This window comes from Pseudomonas sp. GM48 (genome assembly GCF_000282335.1).
Classification (GTDB): Bacteria; Pseudomonadota; Gammaproteobacteria; order Pseudomonadales; family Pseudomonadaceae; genus Aquipseudomonas.
In genome coordinates this window covers 1-22,526 of sequence record NZ_AKJM01000047.1, presented here as the reverse complement: position 1 = coordinate 22,526, position 22,526 = coordinate 1, and the positions used below count along the sequence as shown (strand labels likewise).

At 59.9% G+C, this 22,526-nt stretch carries 21 protein-coding genes; 13 read left to right on the top strand and 8 right to left on the bottom strand.

Annotated elements, in window-relative coordinates; genetic code table 11:
* Positions 1-22 precede the first annotated feature (22 nt).
* The 8 genes from cobU to PMI28_RS20515 all read left to right on the top strand — a co-directional run bounded on the left by cobU (position 23) and on the right by PMI28_RS20515 (position 5,496).
* Entirely contained in the window at positions 23-544 is a 522-nt protein-coding gene (cobU, locus tag PMI28_RS20485) for a bifunctional adenosylcobinamide kinase/adenosylcobinamide-phosphate guanylyltransferase (RefSeq protein ID WP_007984519.1), read from the top strand.
* Positions 541-1,596, top strand: a complete 1,056-nt coding sequence (gene cobT / locus PMI28_RS20490; RefSeq protein ID WP_007984517.1) for a nicotinate-nucleotide--dimethylbenzimidazole phosphoribosyltransferase — start codon at positions 541-543, stop codon at positions 1,594-1,596. Before cobU ends, cobT begins: the two co-directional genes overlap by 4 nt.
* Positions 1,593-2,168 carry an alpha-ribazole phosphatase family protein gene (gene cobC, locus PMI28_RS20495; RefSeq protein ID WP_007984515.1) on the top strand — a complete coding sequence of 192 codons (576 nt, stop codon included), beginning with the start codon at positions 1,593-1,595 and terminating at the stop codon, positions 2,166-2,168. Before cobT ends, cobC begins: the two co-directional genes overlap by 4 nt.
* A gap of 2 nt (positions 2,169-2,170) precedes the next feature.
* On the top strand, positions 2,171-2,902 hold the full coding sequence (locus tag PMI28_RS20500; protein ID WP_007984514.1) for an adenosylcobinamide-GDP ribazoletransferase: 732 nt from the start codon (positions 2,171-2,173) through the stop codon (positions 2,900-2,902).
* Positions 2,903-3,088: 186 nt separating this feature from the next.
* The gene (locus PMI28_RS20505) at positions 3,089-3,493 is read left to right on the top strand and encodes a MarR family winged helix-turn-helix transcriptional regulator (protein ID WP_007984513.1); all 405 of its coding nucleotides are present in this window, start codon (positions 3,089-3,091) and stop codon (positions 3,491-3,493) included.
* A 52-nt stretch (positions 3,494-3,545) separates the two neighbouring features.
* Positions 3,546-4,754 (top strand): MFS transporter, encoded by a 1,209-nt coding sequence (locus tag PMI28_RS20510; protein ID WP_007984512.1) that lies wholly within the window; start codon positions 3,546-3,548, stop codon positions 4,752-4,754.
* Positions 4,751-4,873 carry a hypothetical protein gene (locus tag PMI28_RS31385; protein ID WP_007984510.1) on the top strand — a complete coding sequence of 41 codons (123 nt, stop codon included), beginning with the start codon at positions 4,751-4,753 and terminating at the stop codon, positions 4,871-4,873. The genes PMI28_RS20510 and PMI28_RS31385 overlap by 4 nt, the downstream gene beginning before the upstream one ends.
* Positions 4,874-4,929: 56 nt before the next feature.
* Positions 4,930-5,496: a glutathione peroxidase gene (locus PMI28_RS20515; protein WP_007984508.1), complete on the top strand. Its 567-nt coding sequence runs from the start codon at positions 4,930-4,932 to the stop codon at positions 5,494-5,496.
* 85 nt (positions 5,497-5,581) lie between these two features.
* Here PMI28_RS20515 and PMI28_RS20520 read toward each other — a convergent pair whose 3' ends face one another.
* The 3 genes from PMI28_RS20520 to PMI28_RS20530 all read right to left on the bottom strand — a co-directional run bounded on the left by PMI28_RS20520 (position 5,582) and on the right by PMI28_RS20530 (position 7,980).
* The gene (locus PMI28_RS20520) at positions 5,582-6,853 is read right to left on the bottom strand and encodes an OmpP1/FadL family transporter (RefSeq protein ID WP_007984506.1); all 1,272 of its coding nucleotides are present in this window, start codon (positions 6,851-6,853) and stop codon (positions 5,582-5,584) included.
* 146 nt (positions 6,854-6,999) lie between these two features.
* Positions 7,000-7,482 (bottom strand): hypothetical protein, encoded by a 483-nt coding sequence (locus PMI28_RS20525; protein WP_007984504.1) that lies wholly within the window; start codon positions 7,480-7,482, stop codon positions 7,000-7,002.
* 273 nt (positions 7,483-7,755) lie between these two features.
* Positions 7,756-7,980: a hypothetical protein gene (locus PMI28_RS20530; protein WP_007898912.1), complete on the bottom strand. Its 225-nt coding sequence runs from the start codon at positions 7,978-7,980 to the stop codon at positions 7,756-7,758.
* A gap of 995 nt (positions 7,981-8,975) precedes the next feature.
* Between PMI28_RS20530 and PMI28_RS20535 the strand changes: the two genes are divergently transcribed.
* A complete protein-coding gene (locus PMI28_RS20535; RefSeq protein WP_081501395.1) occupies positions 8,976-9,299 on the top strand; it encodes a hypothetical protein in 324 nt (107 codons plus the stop codon).
* 175 nt (positions 9,300-9,474) lie between these two features.
* Positions 9,475-10,839 carry a DNA recombination protein RmuC gene (gene rmuC / locus PMI28_RS20540; protein ID WP_177318959.1) on the top strand — a complete coding sequence of 455 codons (1,365 nt, stop codon included), beginning with the start codon at positions 9,475-9,477 and terminating at the stop codon, positions 10,837-10,839.
* A 172-nt stretch (positions 10,840-11,011) separates the two neighbouring features.
* Here the strand turns inward: rmuC and PMI28_RS20545 are convergent, their stop codons facing one another.
* Both PMI28_RS20545 and PMI28_RS20550 read right to left on the bottom strand, forming a co-directional pair.
* On the bottom strand, positions 11,012-14,482 hold the full coding sequence (locus PMI28_RS20545) for a hybrid sensor histidine kinase/response regulator (RefSeq protein ID WP_007984494.1): 3,471 nt from the start codon (positions 14,480-14,482) through the stop codon (positions 11,012-11,014).
* A gap of 229 nt (positions 14,483-14,711) precedes the next feature.
* Entirely contained in the window at positions 14,712-15,248 is a 537-nt protein-coding gene (locus PMI28_RS20550; protein WP_007984492.1) for a TetR/AcrR family transcriptional regulator, read from the bottom strand.
* A 114-nt stretch (positions 15,249-15,362) separates the two neighbouring features.
* Between PMI28_RS20550 and PMI28_RS20555 the strand changes: the two genes are divergently transcribed.
* The 3 genes from PMI28_RS20555 to PMI28_RS20565 all read left to right on the top strand — a co-directional run bounded on the left by PMI28_RS20555 (position 15,363) and on the right by PMI28_RS20565 (position 19,781).
* A complete protein-coding gene (locus tag PMI28_RS20555) occupies positions 15,363-16,553 on the top strand; it encodes an MFS transporter (protein WP_007984490.1) in 1,191 nt (396 codons plus the stop codon).
* 105 nt (positions 16,554-16,658) lie between these two features.
* Entirely contained in the window at positions 16,659-17,810 is a 1,152-nt protein-coding gene (locus PMI28_RS20560) for a TDT family transporter (protein WP_007984488.1), read from the top strand.
* A 96-nt stretch (positions 17,811-17,906) separates the two neighbouring features.
* Positions 17,907-19,781 carry an MFS transporter gene (locus tag PMI28_RS20565; RefSeq protein WP_007984485.1) on the top strand — a complete coding sequence of 625 codons (1,875 nt, stop codon included), beginning with the start codon at positions 17,907-17,909 and terminating at the stop codon, positions 19,779-19,781.
* 98 nt (positions 19,782-19,879) lie between these two features.
* Here PMI28_RS20565 and sugE read toward each other — a convergent pair whose 3' ends face one another.
* The 3 genes from sugE to rdgC form a co-directional block, all read right to left on the bottom strand.
* The gene (gene sugE, locus PMI28_RS20570) at positions 19,880-20,194 is read right to left on the bottom strand and encodes a quaternary ammonium compound efflux SMR transporter SugE (protein ID WP_007977599.1); all 315 of its coding nucleotides are present in this window, start codon (positions 20,192-20,194) and stop codon (positions 19,880-19,882) included.
* Positions 20,195-20,313: 119 nt separating this feature from the next.
* Positions 20,314-21,279 carry a bile acid:sodium symporter family protein gene (locus tag PMI28_RS20575; RefSeq protein ID WP_007984483.1) on the bottom strand — a complete coding sequence of 322 codons (966 nt, stop codon included), beginning with the start codon at positions 21,277-21,279 and terminating at the stop codon, positions 20,314-20,316.
* A 147-nt stretch (positions 21,280-21,426) separates the two neighbouring features.
* Positions 21,427-22,347, bottom strand: coding sequence for a recombination-associated protein RdgC (gene rdgC, locus PMI28_RS20580; RefSeq protein ID WP_007969735.1), 921 nt, complete (start codon positions 22,345-22,347; stop codon positions 21,427-21,429).
* Positions 22,348-22,526 lie beyond the last annotated feature (179 nt).

Sequence of the window (22,526 nt, the reverse complement as noted above, 5' to 3'; positions counted from 1 at the left end):
GCCCATTTGAAAGGATGTAACCATGCTCCAACTGATCCTCGGCGGCGCCCGTTCCGGCAAGAGTCGCCTGGCTGAAAAGCTCGCCATCGACAGCGCTCTGGCCGTCACCTACATCGCCACCAGCCAGCCACTGGATGGAGAAATGAGCGAGCGGGTGGCCCATCACCGCGCTCGTCGTCCTGCTGAATGGGCATTGATCGAAGAGCCCGTCGAACTGGCCCGGGTGCTGCGCGAATCCGCCCGCGCCGACCGCTGCCTGCTGGTGGATTGCCTGACCCTGTGGCTGACCAATCTGCTGATGCTCGACGATGCCGGGCGCCTGCAAGCCGAGCGAGATGCTCTGCTCGAATGCCTGGCATCGTTGCCGGGTGAAATCATTTTTGTCAGCAACGAGACCGGAATGGGTGTCGTGCCGCTGGGCGAATTGACTCGCCGCTATGTCGATGAAGCCGGATGGCTGCATCAAGCTCTGGCTGAGCGCTGTCAGCGCGTCGTCCTGACCGTCGCCGGCCTGCCCCTGACTCTGAAAGGAACTGCGTTATGACTCAATCCTGGTGGCTGAACCCGTGCAAGCCGGTCGATACCCAAGTGGTCGAACAAGCGCAGGCGCGGCAACAGCAACTTACAAAACCGGCCGGCTCCCTCGGTCAGCTGGAATCGGTGGCGGTGCAACTGGCGGGTTTGCAGGGGCGGGTCAAGCCGAGTCTGGAGCACGTGTGGATCGCGATTTTTGCCGGTGACCATGGCGTCGTCGCCGAAGGCGTGTCGGCGTTTCCCCAGGAAGTGACCGGGCAGATGTTGCACAACTTCGTCAGCGGTGGCGCTGCGATCAGCGTGCTGGCGCGACAACTGGGCGCTTCCCTTGAGGTGGTTGACCTTGGCACGGTGACGCCGTCGTTGAACCTGCCGGGCGTGCGCCACCTGAACGTCGGCCCGGGCACGGCCAATTTTGTACAGGGGTCGGCCATGACCGAGGCCCAGGGGCAACTTGCCTTGCAGGCCGGCCGTGACAGTGTGCAGCGGGCAATTGCCACGGGTGCGCAGTTGTTTATCGGTGGCGAAATGGGCATCGGTAACACCACCGCCGCCAGCGCCCTGGCGTGCGCGCTGCTTGATTGCCCAGTAGGTCATTTGACCGGGCCCGGCACCGGGCTCAACGCCGAAGGTGTCAGCCATAAAGCCCAGGTGATCGAGCGCGCCCTGGCATTGCATGGCGCGCAGCGTAGCGATGTCTTGCAGACGTTGTTCAACCTCGGCGGTTTTGAGATCGCCGCGCTGGTCGGTGCCTATCTCGCGTGCGCTCAAGAAGGTGTCGCGGTGCTGGTGGACGGCTTCATTTGCAGTGTCGCGGCGCTGGTTGCGGTGCGCTTGAATCCAGAGTGTCGGCAGTGGCTGTTGTTCGGGCATCGCGGCGCCGAGCCTGGGCATCGTCATGTGCTGGAAACCCTGAATGCGCAGCCGTTGCTCGATCTCGGCCTGCGTCTTGGCGAAGGCAGTGGCGCGGCATTGGCAGTACCGCTGCTGCGCCTGGCTTGCGACCTGCACGGGCAGATGGCGACCTTCGCCGAAGCCGCCGTGGCAGATCGTCCGGCATGACCTTGCGCGTAGATCTGTTGCGTCACGGTGAAACCGAATTCGGCGGCGGGTTGCGCGGCAGCATCGATGATGCGTTGACCGAATTGGGTTGGGCGCAGATGCGCGCCGCCGTGGTCGGGCTGGGGCCATGGGATCGGTTGGTCAGTTCGCCGCTGCAGCGTTGTGCGCGGTTTGCCGAGGAACTCGGTGCGCAATTGGGTGTGCCGGTGCATCTGGATAAAGACCTGCAAGAGTTGCATTTCGGTGCCTGGGAAGGGCAAAGCGCGGCGGCGTTGATGGAAACCGACGCGCAGGCCCTGGGGTTGTTCTGGGCCGATCCTTATTCGTTCACGCCGCCTCAGGGTGAGCCGGTTACAGCGTTTTCGGCGCGGGTGCTGGCAGCGCTGGAGCGTTTGCACTCGACCTGTGCCGGTGAGCGCATTTTGCTGATCAGCCATGGCGGTGTGATGCGTCTATTGCTGGCACAGGCGCGAGGGCTGCCGCGAGAGCAACTGCTCAACGTCGAGGTCGGGCATGGCGCGCTGTTTTCGCTGACCGTGGAGCCGGCTGGCTTGTTAAAGGAAATGCGCTGACCATGCTGCCATTCTGGATCGCCCTGCAATTTCTCAGCAGCCTGCCGATTCGCCTGCCCGGTATGCCTGAGCCTCAGGCGTTGGGACGGTCGCTGCTGTTTTATCCGCTGGTGGGACTATTGTTTGGCGTCATTCTGTGGGTAATCAACTGGCTGCTGCTTGGCACGCCGACGTTGCTGCACGCGGCGCTGCTGCTCTGCGTTTGGGTGCTGCTCAGCGGCGGGTTGCATCTGGATGGCCTGGCTGACAGTGCCGACGCCTGGCTCGGTGGGTTTGGCGATCGTGAGCGCACACTGACCATCATGAAAGACCCGCGTAGCGGGCCGATCGCCGTGGTGACACTGGTGCTGGTGTTGCTGCTTAAATTCACCGCGCTACTGGCGCTGATCGAACAGCCGCATTCGCTGGCATTGATCATCGTGCCATTGATAGGCCGCAGTGCGTTGCTCGGCTTGTTCCTGACTACACCCTATGTGCGCGCCGGTGGTCTGGGGCAGGCATTGGCCGATCATCTTCCGCGTTCGGCGGGCAAGCAGGTGTTGGCGTTCAGTGCACTGGCTTGTGTATTGATTGCAGGCGTCAGCGGTGTAATGGCAGTGTTGCTGGCGGTTCTCGGGTTTGTCTGGCTGCGCAAGGTGATGCTGCGGCGGCTCGGTGGAACGACGGGCGATACGGCAGGGGCAATGCTGGAGTTGCTGGAGGTAGGGGTGTTGGTTGGATTGGCATTAGTCTGAACGCCGTAGTGGTGAATGTTCTGGCCTCTTCGCGGGCAAGCCCGCTCCCACAGGGTTCAGTTTCGTTGACAAAAAAGTGGGCACACCGAAAATCTCTGTGGGAGCGGGCTTGCTCGCGATAGCGATCTAACAGGCGCCACTCCCTTGTAACTTGATTTAACACGCTCGCGGGTATATACACGCACCATGCTCGATTCTCAATGTTTATGCATCAACCTGCGTCGCGCCGCCCGTGGTGTCAGCAGGCATTACGACGGCGCTCTCGACGGCTTCGGGATCAACGTTGCGCAGTATTCTTTGCTGTGCAATCTGCAGCGTCTGGATCAGCCGAGCATCTCGACCCTGGCCGAGGCCATGGGGCTGGATCGCAGCACCTTGGGGCGCAATTTGCGGGTGCTGGAAGGTGAGGGCCTGGTGACACTGGTCGAGGGCGAGGACATGCGTAACCGTATCGTCCTGCTGACAGAGGCCGGGGCAGAGCGCCTGAAGGCTGCCTTGCCGGCCTGGGAAGCCGCACAGCAACGCTTGATCGATCGCCTGGGCGCCGAGAAGCGCGAAATTTTATTGAAGCTGCTGGACGAACTGGCGTGATGCCGGTTTTTTCGAACTTAAGCGGGTATATACCCGCTACCGGAGAACAACAATGACATCGATGTGGCGTACATGCGGCTGGGTTCTGTTGGGGAGTGCGCTGATCCTTGCGTTGTCTCTGGGCGTTCGACATGGCTTCGGGCTGTTTCTGGCGCCGATGAGCGCCGAGTTCGGTTGGGGGCGCGAAGTCTTTGCCTTCGCCATCGCCTTGCAGAACCTGATCTGGGGGCTCGCTCAGCCGTTCACCGGCGCGCTGGCCGACCGCTTCGGCGCGGCGAAAGTGGTGCTCATCGGTGGCGTCCTGTACGCGGCCGGGCTGATTTGCATGGGGCTCTCCGACTCGGCGATGACCCTGTCCCTGAGTGCCGGCCTGCTGATCGGCATTGGGCTGTCCGGTACGTCGTTCTCGGTGATTCTGGGTGTGGTCGGCCGCGCAGTACCGCCGGAAAAACGCAGCATGGGCATGGGGATCGCCAGTGCTGCCGGTTCGTTCGGCCAGTTCGCGATGTTGCCCGGCACACTCGGTTTGATTGGATGGCTTGGCTGGTCCGCGGCGCTGCTGGCGCTGGGCTTGCTGGTGGCGTTGATCGTGCCGCTGGTGAGCATGCTCAAGGACAAGCCGCTGCCCGTCATGGGCCACGAACAAACCCTTGGCGAAGCGCTGCGCGAAGCCTGCTCGCATTCCGGATTCTGGCTGCTGGCGTTCGGTTTTTTTGTCTGCGGATTCCAGGTGGTGTTCATCGGTGTGCACTTGCCGGCCTATCTGGTGGACCAGCATCTACCGGCCACGGTCGGCACCACGGTGCTGGCGCTGATCGGCCTGTTCAACATTTTCGGCACCTATACCGCCGGCTGGCTTGGCGGGCGCATGTCCAAACCGCGTTTGCTCACTGGTTTGTACCTACTGCGGGCGGTGGTCATTGCGTTGTTCCTGTGGGCGCCGGTGACGACCACGACGGCTTATCTGTTCGGCATGGCCATGGGCTTTCTGTGGCTGTCGACGGTGCCGTTGACCAACGGCACGGTGGCGACCTTGTTTGGTGTGCGAAACCTGTCCATGCTCGGTGGGATTGTTTTCCTGTTTCACCAGCTCGGTTCGTTCCTGGGCGGCTGGTTGGGTGGCGTGGTGTACGATCGTACCGGTAGCTATGACTTGATCTGGCAGGTTGCGATTCTTCTCAGTCTGTTGGCTGCCGCCCTGAACTGGCCGGTGCGTGAACGTCCGGTGGCACGCCTGCAAACACAAATGAGTGCGGCATGAACAGTCTCTGGCCTCGAATCACGATTTTCGCTGTCCTCGCCTTGCTGCTTGCCCTGACGTGGTGGGGCTGGCATCAGGGCGGGCTGGCGCTTTTGCAGTTGGGCATGGGGACTTGCTAGGGGGATGGCGGGGCGAGTAACGTCGAATCCTGACGATTTCTCAAGGATGTCCAGACATGTTGATGCGCTGGCTTGCAGTTCCTGCGTTACTGGTCGCGTTTACCGGGGTGGCTCACGCGGCAGATTGCCCGGATCTTTTGCAAGGCTCTTTGCCCAAGTTGCATGCCAGGGAATCCATCGATTTGTGCCAGCGCTTCGCCGGCAAACCGTTGGTGGTGGTCAATACCGCAAGCTTCTGTGGCTTTGCTCCGCAGTTCAAAAGCCTTGAGGCGCTGAACCAGCGCTTCAAGGGTCAAGGCCTGGAGGTGATTGGCGTCCCGTCCAACGATTTCAAGCAGGAGTCAAAGGATGGCGCCGAGACCGCCAGGGTCTGCTACGTCAACTATGGCGTGACCTTCACCATGACCGAGCCGCAAAAGGTTCGTGGCGAAGAGGCGACGCACTTGTTCAAGGTCCTCGCCAGTCAAACCAGCGCGCCGAAGTGGAATTTCTACAAGTACGTGGTGGATCGCCAAGGCAAGGTGATCGCCAGTTTTTCCAGCCTGACCAAACCGGATGATCCCGAGTTCATCGCAGCGGTAGAAAAAGCCCTGGCTTCGCCACCGCTCGTTTCAACCCCCTGACCTGCAAATGAAAAGCCCCGCCTCCGTGAGGAGAGCGGGGCTTTTTTGATTCCGATGGCGAGCGCTTCAGGCTCGCCGGGAATCATCAGAAGCGGTAGGTCGCACCGACACCGAAACCATTGGCGCTGTTTTCGTACTTGGCGCTGTAACTGTCTACCAGGTTGGAGTGATTCACCTTGACAGCTTCTTCCTTCAGGTAGGAGTAGGCGACGTCGATGGTCAGATCATCGGTGACGTTGTAGCCGGCGCCAAGGCTGAAGATTGTGCGGTCACCTGTAGGAATACGTGGGGATCGGTCGGTATTGTTGGTAGGCGACTGGTCAAAGCTCAGGCCGGTGCGCAATACCCACTGCTTATTCAGCTGGTAGGAGGTACCGATGGCGTAGGCCCAGGTATTGTGCCAGTTCTGCTCTTCCGTAATGGTGCCGAACAGGGCCGGGGACAATGCACCGCCTTGTGCCGCCGTTACGCCGTCGTTGTTGACGGTGATGTCTTTCAAACGGCTCCAGCGAGTCCAGGTGGAACCTGCATAAAGGGTCCACGCATCCGTCAGCTGTTGTGTCACGGAGAAGTCGACAGATTCAGGTGTTTCGATTTTCAGCGAAGCATCGTATCGATTGCTTTTCAGGAAGGCGGAAGGTGAATTTGCGCCTGCGGTGATATCGGTATGACCTTCAATCTTGTATTTCACTTTCGAGTGATAGGTCAGGCCGACACGAGTGGTGTCTGTTGCTTGTACCAGGACCCCGAAGTTGTAGCCAAGAGCGACATCATCCCCTTTGATTTTGACGTGGGTATCGCCAAAAAGAGGTACATCCGACTCCAGAGTGCCGCCAATGCGGTTGATGGTCGGGCCGAAACCAATCGATACTTTGTCGTTAAAGGCGTAGCTGACGGTAGGCTGGAAGGTGACAACCTTGACTTCACTCTTGCTGCCGAAACCGGCACCCTGGAAGCCATTTTCATAGTCGGTAATCAGACCAAAAGGTGCGTAGACACCGAGGCCGAATGCCCAGTGATCATCAATCGGCTTGACGTAATAGCCCATCGGAACGGCTGTGAATGGCACCATGTCGCCTTTGTTGGTACCCGGGTGGGCGCCTTGGGCGTCTTTGATATCTGACGAGGCATCGATAGCTGCGATCCCGCCAGTGACTTCCTGGCGCTTGATTCGCGACATGCCGGCAGGGTTGCCAAAAACAGTGCTTGCATCATCGGCAGATGAAGAGCGTCCCGCAAAACCAGTCCCCATTCCACTGATGCTCTGTTCGTTGAGGGCAAAGCCACTTGCGAAGATCTGGGTGGATGCCAAGGCAACGGCGAGACTAAGGGTGGTTTTGAGCATTACTTTTTTCATTATTAGAACTCCTGGTGATCACCGGGGCGAAAACTACCAACATTTTCGTCCCGGCGCCATAGCCTGTATGCCTTGATTTAGAGCGGTTTTGTAGGACAATCCGACCAAAATCGCGGCGTGATGCGCGAACTTTGGATCCAGAGGTGTCAGCAGGCTACTTGATTCAGGGGAGAAACACAGGTTTGCCAGGCGCAGGTGAAATCACGCAGACGCCCCTGGGGCTGAAATGTCTGGCGCCAGATTCTGGCCATACCCAACAAATCATCGGGGGCGGGGAGGGGGGTATTCTGTTCTTCCACCAGCAGCCAGGCGATGGCCGTGGCGTAACGCAGGTTGACGGTCAATTCGAGGTGCGGGCCACTCAGAAACGCATGCTGACTGGCCAGGCCGCGGACCAGGCTTGCACGCTCCGGATCAAGGGCCAGGTAATGGTCCCAAAGGGCCTGGTGGCGGGGCTCGGCGATGCGGTACAGGCCGTGCCCGCGGCGGTCATGCAGGGCGGAACCAAGGGCGGACTGGCTGGCGGCAATGCCCAGCAGCAGGGATTCGGCAGTAGCGCTATGACGTCCGAGGTAGATCAAGGTCGGACGAATCACGTAGCGGCACAGTTCGCTGGCAGCGATACCCATAAAACCCTCGAAACCTGGATTGGACGGCGATACCTGAAGGGGCTTGGCAGCAGTGAATCGGCTCAGGCTCGCCGCAAGCGGGTCAAGCCGCTTGAGTTGAAGTGTAGTGTCATATTCGCGCTGTAAAGGCCTGTTTTTAAAATATTTCCAGCGAGCAGTTATAACCGTTATATCGGATCGTGCTTAGTCGTGGTTCGAGGGAAGGGAAACATCGGGCAATAAAAAGCCCTGCTTTTCGGGCAGGGCTTTCGGGTTTCCAGCCTTTCTGGCGTTTCAGGCAACCAGTGCCTGACGGGTACGCTCGATCACGGCCTGCAGCGGCTCGGCGCTGGAGTATTGATCGGGGTACAGGCGTTCGCTGTGACGAGCGATACCGTGTTCGTTGACCAGGGTGAAGCTGAAGCAGCCTTTGCGAGCGGCCATGATCAGGCAGTTCATCGGTGCAAAAGCGTTGGTTAGGGTGCGAATGGCATCCTGAGTGTGGATTTGAGTGGACATAATTGGTGTTCCTACAAGCGACACGGATAAGAACCGTGCAAAGTTAAAACGTTCCAGTGACGACGATCACCATTGATCGAACGAAGAACCCGACTGGAACAAAGCAGCCAGTTTGAAGCGCTGATAAGTTGGCGCGCTTGGGCTGGCAGGTAGGTACTTAGGAGGGCAGGCAACACATCGAGGGCAAAGGTTCTGGGCCCGGGGTGAAGATCCTGATCAATTTGCAGGTTGGTTCGAGCAGAGTAAGCAGGCGGAGCAACACCCTTTGCTTTCGATTCAAAGGTTGTGTTGGCGCAAGATTTACCTGGAAACCATCGAGGTGGTCGATCCCGATTGTTCGGTGGAGGCTTCCGTTGGGAAGGCTGACCGGGGGGATGTGTTCGACCAGAATTGACTTTCAGCTTGGTACTAACGCCGCGGATACTAACGGATTGAACTGGCCAAGGGAAGCGTGTTAGCGAAAACAATTTCCCGGCAGGTGCCTGATCGGGTTGTATTGGCCGGCATAAAGCTGCACTGCCTCCGATGGATACGCCCTGTATCAGGACAGTATCCGACCGCCGGTCATGGAAGTTTGTAGCAACGCAGTCGTCTAAATACCGGGTTCGGCAGGGTTTATCCCCAGGAGCGTCAAAAAATGCGCCGAAAAAGTGCATTGATATAACCGTCACAAAGGCACTTGTGCACATTAGTTGCGCAGTCTGTCACCCTGCTGTCATCTCACGTTCAAGCGCAATGGCTGCCTGTAACCAAAATTTAAGTCAATGAAAAACATCGCTTTTTTTTACTGGTGAAAAAATCGTCAGTTTGACTGCGGGCCCCATTCCACAGGGCTTTGAGCCGGTTCAAGGGCGGTTGTCCACTGAGTTATCCACAGCTTCTGTGGATTGTCCCGAGCGCTTGCTCTAGCACGGGCGTGCCGGGATATTTTCAGCTTTACCTGTAAGAAAAAGAGAGTAAAGTTGCGCGCCTTCCGATCTGCCCCACAGTGCTTTATGAAGTTTCGCTCAGCCTCCGTTTCCTCTTCCTCCACACCACCCTCTGTTGCCCCTACCAAGCGCTTTTCCATGCGTGTGGCAGAGTGGCTGTTGGACAGCCCGCACCTGGGCGAAAACCCTAACGTCAAACACCTCGCCGGACGTCTGCTCAAGCAACCGGCCCGTGAAGGCGTGGTGGCTGCGCAAAGTCGCCTTGGCCAGTTGATGTGCCGCGAATGCGGGAATGCCCGGGACCGCCGGATCGGTCAGGACCTGCTGCGTCAGGCCGCTCGGGCAGGCGATCGCCGCGCTCAACAGGAATTGGGGCTGATCGAAGACTGAGCTGTCCAAGACCGGACGCCTTGGTTAACCTTCAGGCTTTATCCGAATGGCAGGAGTGGCTATGGCAATGGACTTGACCAGCGTATTGCTGGGTCTGGCAGCGGCAGGGTTGCCGTTGCTGGTATTGGCCTGGCAACTTCAGCGTCGGGCCAGCACTACGCAGGCAGACGTTGCACTGCTGCAGGAACGCCTGGCCATGGCGCAACTGGCGCAGGACGGCTTGAATGCACAACTCGAGTCCAGCCGCGATGAAATCGCTGATCTGACCCAGGCCAATTCCGCTAAACAGGCTGATCTGGCAGCACTGCGTCGTGAAGTCGACCTGCTGCAGATCGAGCGTGACGACGCCCGGGACGCCGCCCATGCGTGGAATATCGAACGCGCCGGAAAAGAAGCAGAATTGCGCCGCCTGGATGCCCAGGCCGCGTCGCTCAACGCCGAATTGCGCGAGCAACAGGACAGTCACCAGCAACGCCTCAACGACCTGCAAGGCTCGCGAGACGAACTGCGGGCGCAGTTCGCCGAACTGGCGGGGAAAATCTTTGATGAACGCGAGCAGCGTTTTGCCGAAACCAGTCAACAGCGTCTGGGGCAATTGCTCGATCCACTCAAGGAACGCATCCAGTCCTTCGAAAAGCGTGTCGAGGAAAGCTATCAGAACGAGGCTCGCGAGCGATTCTCCCTGGCCAAGGAACTGGAGCGCCTGCAGCAGTTGAATCTGCGCTTGAGCGATGAAGCCACCAACCTGACCCGTGCCTTGAAAGGGCAGAAGACCCAGGGCAATTGGGGCGAACTGATTCTTGAGCGCGTGCTCGAGCACGCGGGGCTGGAGAAGGGGCGCGAGTACCAGACTCAGGTCAATCTCAAGGGCCCGGACGGCGAGCGCTTCCAGCCGGATGTGATCATTTATCTACCGGGCGACAAGCAGGTGGTGGTCGACTCCAAGGTCAGCCTGACGGCCTATCAGCAATACGTCGCGGCTGAGGACGAGGCCATCGGCCAGATCGCCATCAAGCAGCACGTGCTGTCGTTGCGCAATCACGTCAAAGGCCTGGCCGGCAAGGATTACAAGCGCCTCGACGGTTTGCACAGCCTGGATTTCGTGTTGCTCTTCGTGCCGATCGAAGCGGCGTTTTCTGCCGCGTTGCAGGCAGAGCCAACACTGTTTCAGGAGGCATTCGATCGCAACATCGTGATCGTCAGCCCCACCACGTTGCTGGCAACCCTGCGCGTCATCGACAGCCTGTGGAAGCAGGAGCGACAAAGCCAGAATGCCCGGGAAATCGCCGAACGGGCCGGGTGGCTGTACGATAAGTTCGTGCTGTTCATCCAGGACCTGGATGAAGTCGGCAATCGCCTGCAGCAACTGGACAAGGCCTACAGCTCGGCACGTAACAAGCTGACAGAAGGGCGTGGCAACCTGGTCAGTCGCAGTGAACAGCTCAAGCTGCTGGGCGCGCGGGCGAGCAAGAGCCTGCCGGCGGACTTGCTGGAGCGGGCGATGACCGATGTCGATGGGTTGGTAGAGTTGCCGGAGTAGCCCCCGGTCGACCGCGGACCTTGTGGCGAGGGGGCTTGCCCCCGTTGGGCTGCGTAGCGGCCCCAAACCATTCAATGAGCCTCTTCAGGTAAAACGCGTTGCCGGACTGACGACTGCTGCGCAGTCGAACGGGGGCAAGCCCCTTCGCCACAGGAGGCTGTGTTGAACCGCGCTACAGCGGCAAATACCGGCTCAACAACGCACGCAACGCCGCCGGTTTCACCGGTTTGGCCAGGTAATCCAGCCCCGCGGCATGCACCTGGTCGACCGTCTCCGGCCGGCCATCGGCGCTGATCACCACCCCTGGAACCGGCTCGCCCATTTGCGTGCGCAACCAGGCCATCAAATCGGTTCCGGTCTCGCCATGATCGAGGTGGTAATCCACCAGCGCCAATTGCGGGCGTACGCCTTCGCCCAGCAGCGTTGCGCATTCCTCGCGATTGCGCGCGGTCCAGACCTGGCAGCCCCAGCGACTGAGCAAGCTGTTCATGCCGATCAGGATGCTGTCCTCGTTGTCGATACACAGCACCTGCGCACCATTGAGCAATTTGCCATTGAGCTCGGCGACTTTGACCGGCGCTGCGGTTTGCGCCCGGGCCAGCGGCACGCTGACGCTGAACACGCTGCCGCGTCCCGGCCAGGAGCGTACGCGCAAGGTATGGCCGAGCACGCGACAGAGCCCGTCGGCAATCGCCAGCCCCAGGCCGAGGCCTTTCTCGGCCCGGGTCTGGTGACTGTCGAGGCGCTTGAACTCTTCGAAAATCACCTGTCGTTTATCTTCCGGGATACCCGGCCCACGGTCCCAGACTTCCAGGCTCAATGTTTCCTTATGCCGGCGAACCCCCAATAGCACAGGGCCTTTGGCGTAGCGGAAAGCGTTGGTCAGGAAGTTCTGCAAGATCCGCCGCAACAGTTTGATGTCGCTGTCGATACGTAGCCTGCTGCCCCGGACGCGGAACTCCAGCCCTTGTTCCCGGGCCAGTACCTTGAATTCGGCGCCGAGGGTGTCGAACAATTCATTTAGTGCGAACGGCTTGGCGTCCGGATTGATCTTGCCGTTTTCCAGGCGGGAAATATCCAGCAAGTCACTGATCAGGTCCTCAGCTGAACGCAGTGAACTGTCCAGATGCTGCACCAGCTTTTGCGCCTCCTCGGACAAGCCCTCTTCCTGATGGGTCAGGGCTGCGGAGAACAGTCGGGCAGCGTTCAAAGGTTGCATCAAGTCGTGGCTGACGGCCGCCAGGAAACGGGTTTTAGACTGGTTGGCCGCTTCGGCGGTGCCCTTGGCTTCGGTCAGGGCCACGTTGAGCTGCGACAGTTCATGGGTACGTTCCGCCACCCGCTGCTCCAGGCCCTCGTTGGCTTCGGTCAGCGCGTATTCGGCTTCGCGGAACGGAGTGATGTCGGTGAAACTCATGACGAAGCCGCCGCCCGGCATCGGGTTGCCGATCAGTTCGATCACCCGGCCGTTGGGGAACAGGCGCTCGGAGGTATGGGCCCGGCCCTGACGCATCCAGTGCAGGCGACGGGCGACGTGCACTTCGGCTTCACCGGGGCCGCACAGGCCGCGCTCGGCGTTGTAGCGGATGATGTCGGCAATCGGCCGACCGACACTGATCAAGCCATCCGGGTAGTTGAACAGCTCCAGGTAGCGACGGTTCCAGGCCACCAGTTTCAGCGATTGGTCGACCACGCTGATGCCCTGGGTAATGTTCTCGATAGCCCCTTGCAGCAACGCTCGATTGAATTGCAGGACTTCAGAGGCTTCGTCGGCGATCCGTACGACGTCCTCCAATTGCATCTCCCGGCCTTCGATGGCGGCTTTCACTACCGCGCGGGTCGAAGAGGCACCGAGCACACCGGCCAGCAGGCGTTCGGTATGGGCGATCCATTCACTGTCGGCGTTCTGGTTCGGGTTGAAGCCTTTACCCTGGCGATAGGCAAAACGGATGAAGCTCTGACGGGCGCGTTCTTCGCCGACGAAGCGCGCCGCCAGTTGCAGAAGGTCGTCGATCTGTACCGCCAGCATCGAGCGTGCGCTGGGGCGTGCACTGATTTCCTGGCCGATGAAGCGGCCCGCCTGCCAGTGCTCGGAAACCCGGGTGCGCGACAGCACCGAGACCCAGGCGAACAGCGTGAAATTGCCTGCCAGCGACAGCACCACGCCTTGGGTCAGCGGGGTGATTGGCAGGTTCAGTGGATTGCTGTGCAACCAGGCCAGCCCCGGGAATGTACTCAAGGACAGGCCGAGGCTGAGGGCGGCAATCGGCAGGATCAAGGTGTAGAACCACAGGAACGTGCCCGCGGCGAGGCCAGCGAAAACGCCTCGGCGGTTGGCCTGTTTCCAGTACAGCGCACCGAGCATGGCGGGGGCCAGTTGGGTCACGGCAGCGAAGGCGATCTGGCCAATGGTCGCCAGGCTGGCGGTCGAGCCCAGCAAGCGGTAACTGACGTAGGCCAGCAGCAGAATGACCACGATGCTGACGCGGCGCACCGACAACATCCACTGGCGGAACACTTCGAACGGGCGCTCGGCGTTGTTGCGACGCAGCAGCCAGGGCAACAGCATGTCGTTGGACACCATGGTCGACAGTGCCACGCTGGCCACGATCACCATGCCGGTGGCCGCCGATGCGCCCCCGATAAACGCCAGCAGGGCCAACGCCGGATGCGCCTGGGCCAGGGGCAGGCTGATGACGAACGAGTCCGGCAACACCGAGCTGGGCAGCAGCATCTGGCCGGCCAGTGCGATCGGCACGACAAACAATGCCGCGAGGGCAAGGTAGGCCGGAAATACCCACTTGGCCAGACGCAGATCCTGGGGATCGATGTTCTCGACGACGGTCACGTGGAACTGCCGCGGCAAGCAAATAATCGCCATCATCGCCACACCGGTCTGCACCACCATCGACGGCCAGTTGATGGTTTCCTTCCAGTACTGTTCGAGGCGCGGCGCCAGCATGGCCTGGTCGAACAGGTCGTCGAAACCATCGTACAGGCCGTAGGTCACGAAGGCGCCGACGGCGAGAAACGCGAACAGCTTGACCAGTGATTCGAAGGCAATGGCCAACACCATGCCGCGGTGGTGCTCCGTGGCGTCGAGGTTGCGGGTACCGAAGACAATGGTGAACAGCGCCAATACCAGCGACACGATCAGTGCGGTGTCCTGGGCGCGAGTGCCCATGGCGTCGGCACCGGCGCCGATCAGCAGGTTCACACCGAGCACAATGCCCTTGAGCTGCAGTGCGATGTAGGGCAACACGCCGACCAGGCAAATCAGCGCCACCACCACCGCTAATGACTGGGATTTGCCATAGCGCGCGGCGATGAAGTCGGCGATCGAGGTGATGTTCTCCTGTTTGCTGATCATCACCATTTTTTGCAGGACCCACGGCGCGCCGACCAGCAACAGGATCGGCCCGAGGTAGATCGGCAGGAACGACCAGAGCTGTTCGGCGGCCTGGCCCACGGCGCCGAAGAAGGTCCAACTGGTGCAATAGACCGCCAGCGACAGGCTGTACACCCAGGCTCGCATGCGCGGCGGCAAGGGCGCGCTGCGACGGTCGCCATAGAAGGCGATGGCGAACATGATGGCCATATAGGCCAGGGCGACGGCGGCAATCAGCCCGGTGGACAGCGACATGGGGACTCCAGACAAAAGACACTCGGGCATCCCGCCCGGATAGACAGTCTCGCACGACCGCCAGCGTTAGTCAGTGTCGACCAAGGTCGTGGCGTGGCGGGGTGTCGCAGGGGTATTTCCAGTGGCTGGACAGGCCTCTTCGCGAGCAAGCCCGCTCCCACATTCGGGCGGTTTCTTTCAGGAGAAACGCGATCAACTGTGGGAGCGGGCTTGCTCGCGAAGAGCGGTACTACGCAATCAACGCAATTTCGATCAACCGATGCAGCTCTTCAACCTCCAGCGCTGCTTCGGAAAACAGAATGCGGAAAACGATGGGGGCGGCGATCAGGTTGATCAGCCGATCGACACCCGGCACGGGCTCGTTGGGAAAACGGTCGAGGATTGTCTGCAACTGCCCGCCAATGATCGTCGCGCAGTAACTTGGCTTGAGAGCCGCTTGTACGTCGCGCAGCATGTTGCGACCAGGTTCAGAGCTCATTTCGTCCAGGTACTGTTCCGCCCAGGCTCGAATATCGCCGCGCAGGCTGCCGGTGTGGGTGGGGTCGTTGTCGGGCTGCATGCGGGCGAGGGCGACGTCGGCCAGCAGCGCCGACAAATCACCCCAGCGCCGATAGATGGTCGAGGGTGTAACGCCTGCGCGCGCAGCAATTTGCGGCACGGTCAGACTGGCGCGGTCCTGCTCCTCGAGGAGTTGACGCACGGCCGAATGAATCGATTCTTGTACCCGCGCGCTGCGTCCGCCCGGGCGTAAGGTGGGAGCTGTCATCCTGAGTTTCCTGTAAAAGCCGTGCCTCGGACCTTAACACAAAGAATTTGCTTTAAGAGGGAGGCAGTAGCACACTCCGCAAAAGCAAATATTTAGCTTTTGCGGAGTAGGTCCATGCCCAGTTCTCATTCAAATCGTGCCAGCCTGTGGTTTCTGGCAATTACCTTGCTCAGTTTCCTGGCGGCCTCCACCGCGCCGACGCCGCTGTATCACCTGTATCAGGAGCAGATGCAGTTTTCGGCCGCGACCTTGACCCTGATTTTTGCCGTCTACGCCCTCAGCCTGTTGGCGGCGTTGCTGACCGTCGGATCGCTGTCGGATTACCTGGGGCGCAAACCGGTGATTTTCACGGCGGTGGTGCTGAATATCCTGGCGATGCTGCTGTTTATCTACGCCGATAGCGTTGCGTGGCTGATCAGTGCCCGGGTGCTGCAAGGTTTTGCCACCGGCATGGCTACCGCGGTGTTGGGCGCAACGCTACTGGATACCGACCGCGAACGGGGGCCGCTGGTCAATAGCGTTGCACCGTTGACCGGTATGGCCATTGGCGGGCTGGGCTGCGGTGCGTTAGCCGAGTTCGCCCCGGCGCCGTTGCACCTGACGTTCTGGCTGCTGCTGGCGTTGTTTGTGATGCAGGCGTTGTATGTCTGGCGTTTGCCGGAAAGCGTCTCGCGGCAGGCCGGGGTTTGGGCCTCATTGCGACCTACTCTGCATGTGCCGCTGCAAGCGCGCTCCACTTTGTGGCGGGTGCTGCCGCTCAATACTGCCCTGTGGGCTCTCGGCGGTTTCTACGCTTCCCTGGCGCCTTCCTTGGTGCGCACGGCCACGGGCTCGACCTCGAACATGATCGGCGGGGCGAGCGTTGCCGCATTGACGTTGACCGGTGCGCTGATGATTTACAGCATGCGCAACCGACCCGCCGGCAAGGCGTTGTTATTGGGCGCCAGCATGATGCCAACGGGTGTCGTGTTGATTTTGCTGGGTGTGCACAGTGCCAGCCTGCTGCTGTTCTTCCTTGGCACCCTGGTCGCAGGATGTGGTTTCGGCTCCGGTTTTCTTGGCACCTTGCGTAGTCTGGTGCCGCTGGCCTTGCCCCATGAGCGTGCCGGGCTGGTATCGGCGTATTACGCGCTCAGCTATCTTGCCTTCTGCCTGCCATCGCTGCTGGCCGGGAGCCTGAGCCGAACCCTCGGTTTAGTGGCGACCGTCGACGGTTATGGCACGGTGTTGATTCTTCTGGCCCTTGGCGCTTTGGCAGGTTTGATGCGCCCGCGTTCAGGCAGGGCATGTGAGGCCAGTTCCTGATTAAATATCTATGTAATAGATAACATATAGAGATATTACCCGTTATATAGATATTCTATTCGGATCTAACATGGGCTCTACCTCACGAGAGGACAGGAGTTCGCCATGACATGCGCCAATAGCATCAAGCCCGGAATCAAACCGTTCAGTCACCTGCAGCACCCACGCGAAGTGATCCGCCAGTTCACGCCAAACTGGTTCGCGGCCACCATGGGCACCGGTGTGCTGGCGTTGGCACTGGCGCAATTGCCGGTCGCCATGCCCGCCTTGCACGCCTTTGCCGAAGCCCTGTGGCTGTTCAACATCGCGTTGTTTCTGCTGTTTACGGCGCTGTACGCCGCGCGTTGGCTGCTGTTTTTCAACGAAGCACGACGGATTTTCGGCCATTCCACGGTTTCGATGTTTTTCGGCACTATCCCCATGGGCCTGGCGACCATCATCAATGGCTTCCTGGTCTTCGGCCTGCCGCGCTGGGGCGAAGGGGTGATTTCGCTGGCCGAGGTGCTGTGGTGGCTGGATGTCGCCATGTCTCTGGCCTGCGGCGTGCTGATTCCCTACATGATGTTCACCCGTCAGGAGCACAGCATCGACCAGATGACCGCCGTCTGGTTGTTGCCGGTGGTCGCGGCAGAAGTGGCGGCCGCCAGCGGAGGCCTGTTGGCGCCGCATTTGGCCGACGTTCACTCGCAACTGGTGGTGCTAGTGACCAGCTACGTGCTCTGGGCGTTTTCCCTGCCGGTGGCCTTTAGCATCCTGACCATTCTGCTGCTGCGTATGGCCCTGCATAAACTGCCCCACGAAAACATGGCCGCCTCGAGTTGGCTGGCCCTTGGTCCGATCGGCACCGGCGCGTTGGGAATGCTGGTGTTGGGCGCAGATGCACCGCTGATCTTCTCCGCCAATGGTCTGCCGGGAGTCGGTGAAATTGCGGCAGGATTGGGGCTGGTGGCTGGCATCACCCTGTGGGGTTTCGGTTTGTGGTGGATGCTGATGGCGCTGCTGATTACCGTGCGCTACTTGCGTGCCGGCATTCCGTTCAATCTCGGCTGGTGGGGCTTTACCTTTCCGTTGGGCGTCTATTCTCTAGCGACGTTGAAACTGGCCAGCACCTTGAACCTGACGTTTTTCAATGTGTTTGGCTGTGTGCTGGTGGCGTTGCTGGCGGTGATGTGGCTGATCGTCGGCAAGCGCACGGTGCTGGGTGCCTGGCGGGGCGAGCTGTTTGTCTCGCCGTGCATTGCCGGATTGAAGAAATAACCGGCAAAGATTAGGTAAGGTGTGGCCTGGATCGACGTTCGATACTCCAATAACAGTATCCAGGCCACTCTCTACATAATCAGGGACACATGGAAGATGAGTCACCCCTCGCAGTTCACCTTGTTGCGTACCCGGCGCTTCCTGCCGTTCTTCATTACCCAGTCCCTCGGGGCGTTCAACGACAACGTCTTCAAGCAGTCGTTGATCCTGGCCATTTTGTACAAGCTGACCATCGAGGGCGACCGCTCTATCTGGGTCAACCTGTGTGCGCTGCTGTTCATCCTGCCGTTTTTCCTGTTCTCGGCACTGGCCGGGCAATTCGGGGAAAAGTTCGCCAAGGATGCGCTGATCCGTCTGATCAAGCTTGGGGAAATCGCCATCATGGTGGTCGGAGCGATCGGCTTCCTGTTCGATCACCTGTCGCTGATGCTGGTGGCGCTGTTCGCCATGGGCACTCACTCGGCGCTGTTCGGGCCGGTGAAATATTCGATCCTGCCGCAAGCCTTGCATGAAGATGAGCTGGTGGGTGGCAACGGCCTGGTGGAAATGGGCACCTTCCTGGCGATCCTTGCCGGCACCATTGGCGCCGGGGTCATGATGTCTTCGGCGCATTACGCGCCGGTGGTGTCCACGGCGATCATCGGCATTGCCGTGCTCGGTTACCTGGCCAGCCGCAGCATTCCCCGCGCTGCGGCCGCCGCGCCACAAATGCGCCTGAACTGGAACATCTTCAGCCAGTCCTGGGCCACGTTGAAACTCGGCCTGGGGCAAACGCCGGCGGTGTCACGTTCGATTGTCGGCAACTCGTGGTTCTGGTTTGTCGGGGCGATTTATCTGACGCAGATCCCGGCCTATGCCAAGGAGTGGATGCACGGCGACGAAACCGTGGTGACGCTGATTCTGACGGTGTTCTCGGTCGGCATCGCATTGGGTTCGATGCTTTGCGAGAAATTGTCCGGGCGCAAGGTCGAGATCGGTTTGGTGCCGTTCGGTTCGTTCGGCCTGACCGTTTTCGGTTTGCTGCTGTGGTGGCATTCCGGCTCAATTCCGGACAGCGCCTCAGGCCATGGCTGGATCGAAATCCTCGGTTTTGGCCACACCTGGCTGGTGTTGCTCGACATCCTCGGTCTGGGGATCTTCGGTGGTTTCTACATTGTGCCGCTGTATGCACTGATCCAGTCACGTACGGCGGAGAACGAACGGGCGCGAGTGATTGCTGCCAACAACATCCTCAACGCGTTGTTCATGGTGGTGTCGGCGATTGTTTCGATCGTCTTGTTGAGCATGGCCAAACTGTCGATTCCGCAGCTGTTCCTGGTGGTCTCGTTGCTGAACATCGGCGTCAACGCCTACATCTTCAAGATCGTCCCCGAGTTCACCATGCGCTTCATGATCTGGCTGCTCAGCCATTCCATGTATCGCGTCGAGCACCGCAATCTGGATTTGATCCCCGATGAAGGCGCGGCGCTGCTGGTGTGCAACCACGTGTCGTTCGTCGATGCCTTGTTGATTGGCGGCGCGGTGCGTCGGCCGATTCGCTTTGTGATGTATTACAAAATCTACAATCTGCCGGTGCTGAACTTCATCTTCCGTACCGCGGGGACGATTCCTATCGCGGGGCGTCATGAAGACATCCAGATCTACGAAAAGGCCTTCACGCGCATTGCGCGGTATCTGAAGGACGGAGAGCTGGTGTGCATCTTCCCCGAGGGGAAATTGACCGCTGATGGCGAGATCAATGAGTTCAAGGGCGGGTTGACGCGGATTCTCGAAGAGACTCCGGTGCCGGTGATTCCATTGGCCTTGCAGGGTTTGTGGGGGAGCTTCTTCAGTCGCGATCCGGGCAAGGGGCTGTTTCACCGCCTGTGGTCGCGAGTGACGTTGGTGGCTGGGCCGGCGGTGGCGGTTGAAGTGGCTGAACCGGCCAGGTTGCAGACGTTGGTGGGGGAGTTGCGCGGGGCAGTTAGATAGTCGGTGACAGTACGGGCCTCTTCGCGAGCAAGCCCGCTCCCACAGTAGGATTGCATTCCAATTGTGGGAGCGGGCTTGCTCGCGAAGGCAGTTGTAGCCTAAGCGCTGACCTTGAGCCCAACCAACCCGGAAATGATCAACGCCACACTCGCCAGCCGCACCAGCGCCATGGACTCGCCAAACAGAATGATCCCGGCGATCACCGTGCCAACGGCGCCGACACCGGTCCAGATCGCATAGGCCGTACCCAGCGGCAATTCCTTCATTGCAAGGCCGAGCAAGCCGAGGCTGATAGCCATGGCCGCAACAGTCAACACAGTGGGGAGCGGGCGGGTGAAGCCATCGGTGTACTTGAGGCCGACGGCCCAGCCCACTTCGAACAGGCCGGCGAAAAACAGAATGATCCAGGACATGAAAGACCTCCATCGTCTGACGGGGTCGTCCCCAGATTAATGACTCGATCGAGCCGCGAGGTCGTCCTCGCGATGCGCAATATAGTGCCCAGCATTAATCCGGGGATCAAGTTTTCAAGTCAGTCACTGACCTGTTGCGCCGCTATTTCCCGATCCTGCTTTTCACTCATGCGGCGGAAATACGTGGAGAGCAATGCCCCGGAAATATTGTGCCAGACACTGAACAATGCACTGGGCACTGCCGCCAGTGGCGAGAAGTGCGCACTCGCCAACGCGGCACCCAATCCGGAGTTCTGCATACCGACTTCCAGGGCCAGGGACTTGCGCTGGGCCAGTGGCAACTTGAACAGGCGTCCGGTGAAGTATCCCAGCAGGTAGCCAAAGCTGTTGTGCAGCATGACCACGGCCATGATCAACAGGCCGGACTCGGCAATCTTCGCCTGGCTGGCGGCGACGACTGCCGTGACGATGATCACGATGCTGACCACCGACACCAGCGGTAAAACGTCCACCGCATGACGGACCTTGTTGCCGAGCAACCGTTGGGCAACCACGCCCAGCACGATCGGCAGCAGCACCACTTGCAGGATCGACCAGAACAACTCCATGAACGACACCGGCAACCAGGCCGAGGCCAGCAGCCAGATCAGCGCTGGCGTCAGCAACGGGGCGAGGAGGGTGGTGACGGCGGCGATGGCCACCGACAGCGCCAGATCGCCACGGGCCAGCCAGGTCATCACGTTCGACGACGTGCCGCTTGGGCAGCAGCCGACCAGGATCACGCCGACGGCGATTTCCGGCGGCAAGTGGAACACCTGGCAGAGCAACCACGCCATCCCCGGCATGATCACGAAATGTGCAACCACGCCCAAGGCCACCCGCCATGGATGGCGAGCGACTTCGGCGAAGTCTTCGAGTTTGAGGGTCAGGCCCATGCCGAACATCACCAGCCCGAGCAAGGGCACGATGGCGCCTTTGAGGCCGAGGAACCACGCCGGCTGCAGAAACGCCACGACGGCGAAAATCAGTACCCAGTAAGCGAACGTGTTACCGACAAAACGACTCAATGCAGCCAATGCGCGCATGGCCTGATCCTTGTTATTAAGTAGCACCACAAAATAAAATGTGGGAGCGGGTTTGCTCGCGAAGGCGGAGTGTCAGTCAATATAGATGTCGACTGATACTCCGCCTTCGCGAGCAAGCCCGCTCCCACAGGTTGAGATCACCAGGGTTTAGATCCCCTGCGGAGTCTCTTCACCACCCAGTGCTTCAACCAGCGCCGGCAGGAAGTCGCCGAAGGTCAGCATCATCAGGGTGAAACTGGCATCCAGTTGGCCCAGTGCTTCGTCGCCGCCATCCTGTTCCGCCTGATCTTGCAGCAGGTCTTCGAACTTCAGGCGCTTGACCACCATCTTGTCGTCGAGGACGAACGACAGTTTGTCCTGCCAGGCCAGGGACAGTTGAGTGACCACTTTGCCGGTGCTCAGGTGCAACTGGATTTCTTCGCTGGTCAGGTCCTGGCGTTTGCAACGCACGATACCGCCGTCTTCGTGGGTGTCGCGCAGTTCGCACTCGTCCAGCACAAAGAAATCGTCCGCGGCTTTCTGCGTGGTGACCCACTCGGTCATGGTCGCGGTCGGGGACATTTTTACGGTCAGTGGGCGCACCGGCAGGGTGCCGATCACTTCGCGCAAGGTCGACAGCAAGTCTTCGGCGCGTTTCGGGCTGGCCGAGTTGACCAGGATCAGGCCCTGTTTCGGCGCGATGGCGGCGAAGGTCGACGAGCGGCGGATAAAGGCACGGGGCAGGAAGGCCTGGATGATTTCATCCTTGATCTGATCGCGTTCCTTCTTATAGACCTTGCGCATTTGCTCTGCTTCGATCTCTTCGACCTTTTCCTTGACCGCGTCACGCACGACGCTGCCTGGCAAAATACGTTCTTCCTTGCGCGCGGACACCAGCAGGAAGTCACCGCTGACGTGCACCAGCGGTGCATCTTCGCCTTTGCCGAATGGCGCGACGAAACCGTAGGTGGTCAACTCCTGGCTTGCACATGGACGCGCCAGTTTGGTGGCCAGTGCAGTTTCCAACGCCTCGGCATCAACAGGCAGATCTTGGGTCAGGCGATAGATAAGCAGGTTTTTGAACCACATGGGGTGAGTCTCTCCTTTATACAAAGGGGGGCATTATTGTCTTCGCCGTGCCATAGGCCAACCTTTCTCTAAGCCTTTGGAAGGCCTGAGAAAATTATTTTAAAAAGTGCTTGCCAGAGGTTGGGTCGCTCCGTAGAATGCGCGCCACACCGAAGCGAAGGGTGATTAGCTCAGCTGGG

Excerpts from the sequence above, each read along its gene's own strand:
- rdgC (WP_007969735.1), bottom strand. The coding sequence starts at position 22,347 with ATGTGGTTCAAAAACCTGCTTATCTATCGCCTGACCCAAGATCTGCCT.
- PMI28_RS20520 (WP_007984506.1), bottom strand. The coding sequence starts at position 6,853 with ATGAAAAAAGTAATGCTCAAAACCACCCTTAGTCTCGCCGTTGCCTTG.
- PMI28_RS20530 (WP_007898912.1), bottom strand. The coding sequence starts at position 7,980 with ATGTCCACTCAAATCCACACTCAGGATGCCATTCGCACCCTAACCAAC.
- sugE (WP_007977599.1), bottom strand. The coding sequence starts at position 20,194 with ATGTCCTGGATCATTCTGTTTTTCGCCGGCCTGTTCGAAGTGGGCTGG.
- PMI28_RS20525 (WP_007984504.1), bottom strand. The coding sequence starts at position 7,482 with ATGGGTATCGCTGCCAGCGAACTGTGCCGCTACGTGATTCGTCCGACC.
- PMI28_RS20545 (WP_007984494.1), bottom strand. The coding sequence starts at position 14,482 with ATGTCGCTGTCCACCGGGCTGATTGCCGCCGTCGCCCTGGCCTATATG.
- PMI28_RS20510 (WP_007984512.1), top strand. The coding sequence starts at position 3,546 with ATGACATCGATGTGGCGTACATGCGGCTGGGTTCTGTTGGGGAGTGCG.
- PMI28_RS20505 (WP_007984513.1), top strand. The coding sequence starts at position 3,089 with ATGCTCGATTCTCAATGTTTATGCATCAACCTGCGTCGCGCCGCCCGT.
- PMI28_RS20550 (WP_007984492.1), bottom strand. The coding sequence starts at position 15,248 with ATGACAGCTCCCACCTTACGCCCGGGCGGACGCAGCGCGCGGGTACAA.
- PMI28_RS20555 (WP_007984490.1), top strand. The coding sequence starts at position 15,363 with ATGCCCAGTTCTCATTCAAATCGTGCCAGCCTGTGGTTTCTGGCAATT.
- cobC (WP_007984515.1), top strand. The coding sequence starts at position 1,593 with ATGACCTTGCGCGTAGATCTGTTGCGTCACGGTGAAACCGAATTCGGC.
- PMI28_RS20560 (WP_007984488.1), top strand. The coding sequence starts at position 16,659 with ATGACATGCGCCAATAGCATCAAGCCCGGAATCAAACCGTTCAGTCAC.
- PMI28_RS31385 (WP_007984510.1), top strand. The coding sequence starts at position 4,751 with ATGAACAGTCTCTGGCCTCGAATCACGATTTTCGCTGTCCTCGCCTTG.
- PMI28_RS20500 (WP_007984514.1), top strand. The coding sequence starts at position 2,171 with ATGCTGCCATTCTGGATCGCCCTGCAATTTCTCAGCAGCCTGCCGATT.
- PMI28_RS20535 (WP_081501395.1), top strand. The coding sequence starts at position 8,976 with ATGAAGTTTCGCTCAGCCTCCGTTTCCTCTTCCTCCACACCACCCTCT.
- PMI28_RS20575 (WP_007984483.1), bottom strand. The coding sequence starts at position 21,279 with ATGCGCGCATTGGCTGCATTGAGTCGTTTTGTCGGTAACACGTTCGCT.
- PMI28_RS20565 (WP_007984485.1), top strand. The coding sequence starts at position 17,907 with ATGAGTCACCCCTCGCAGTTCACCTTGTTGCGTACCCGGCGCTTCCTG.
- cobU (WP_007984519.1), top strand. The coding sequence starts at position 23 with ATGCTCCAACTGATCCTCGGCGGCGCCCGTTCCGGCAAGAGTCGCCTG.
- cobT (WP_007984517.1), top strand. The coding sequence starts at position 541 with ATGACTCAATCCTGGTGGCTGAACCCGTGCAAGCCGGTCGATACCCAA.
- PMI28_RS20515 (WP_007984508.1), top strand. The coding sequence starts at position 4,930 with ATGTTGATGCGCTGGCTTGCAGTTCCTGCGTTACTGGTCGCGTTTACC.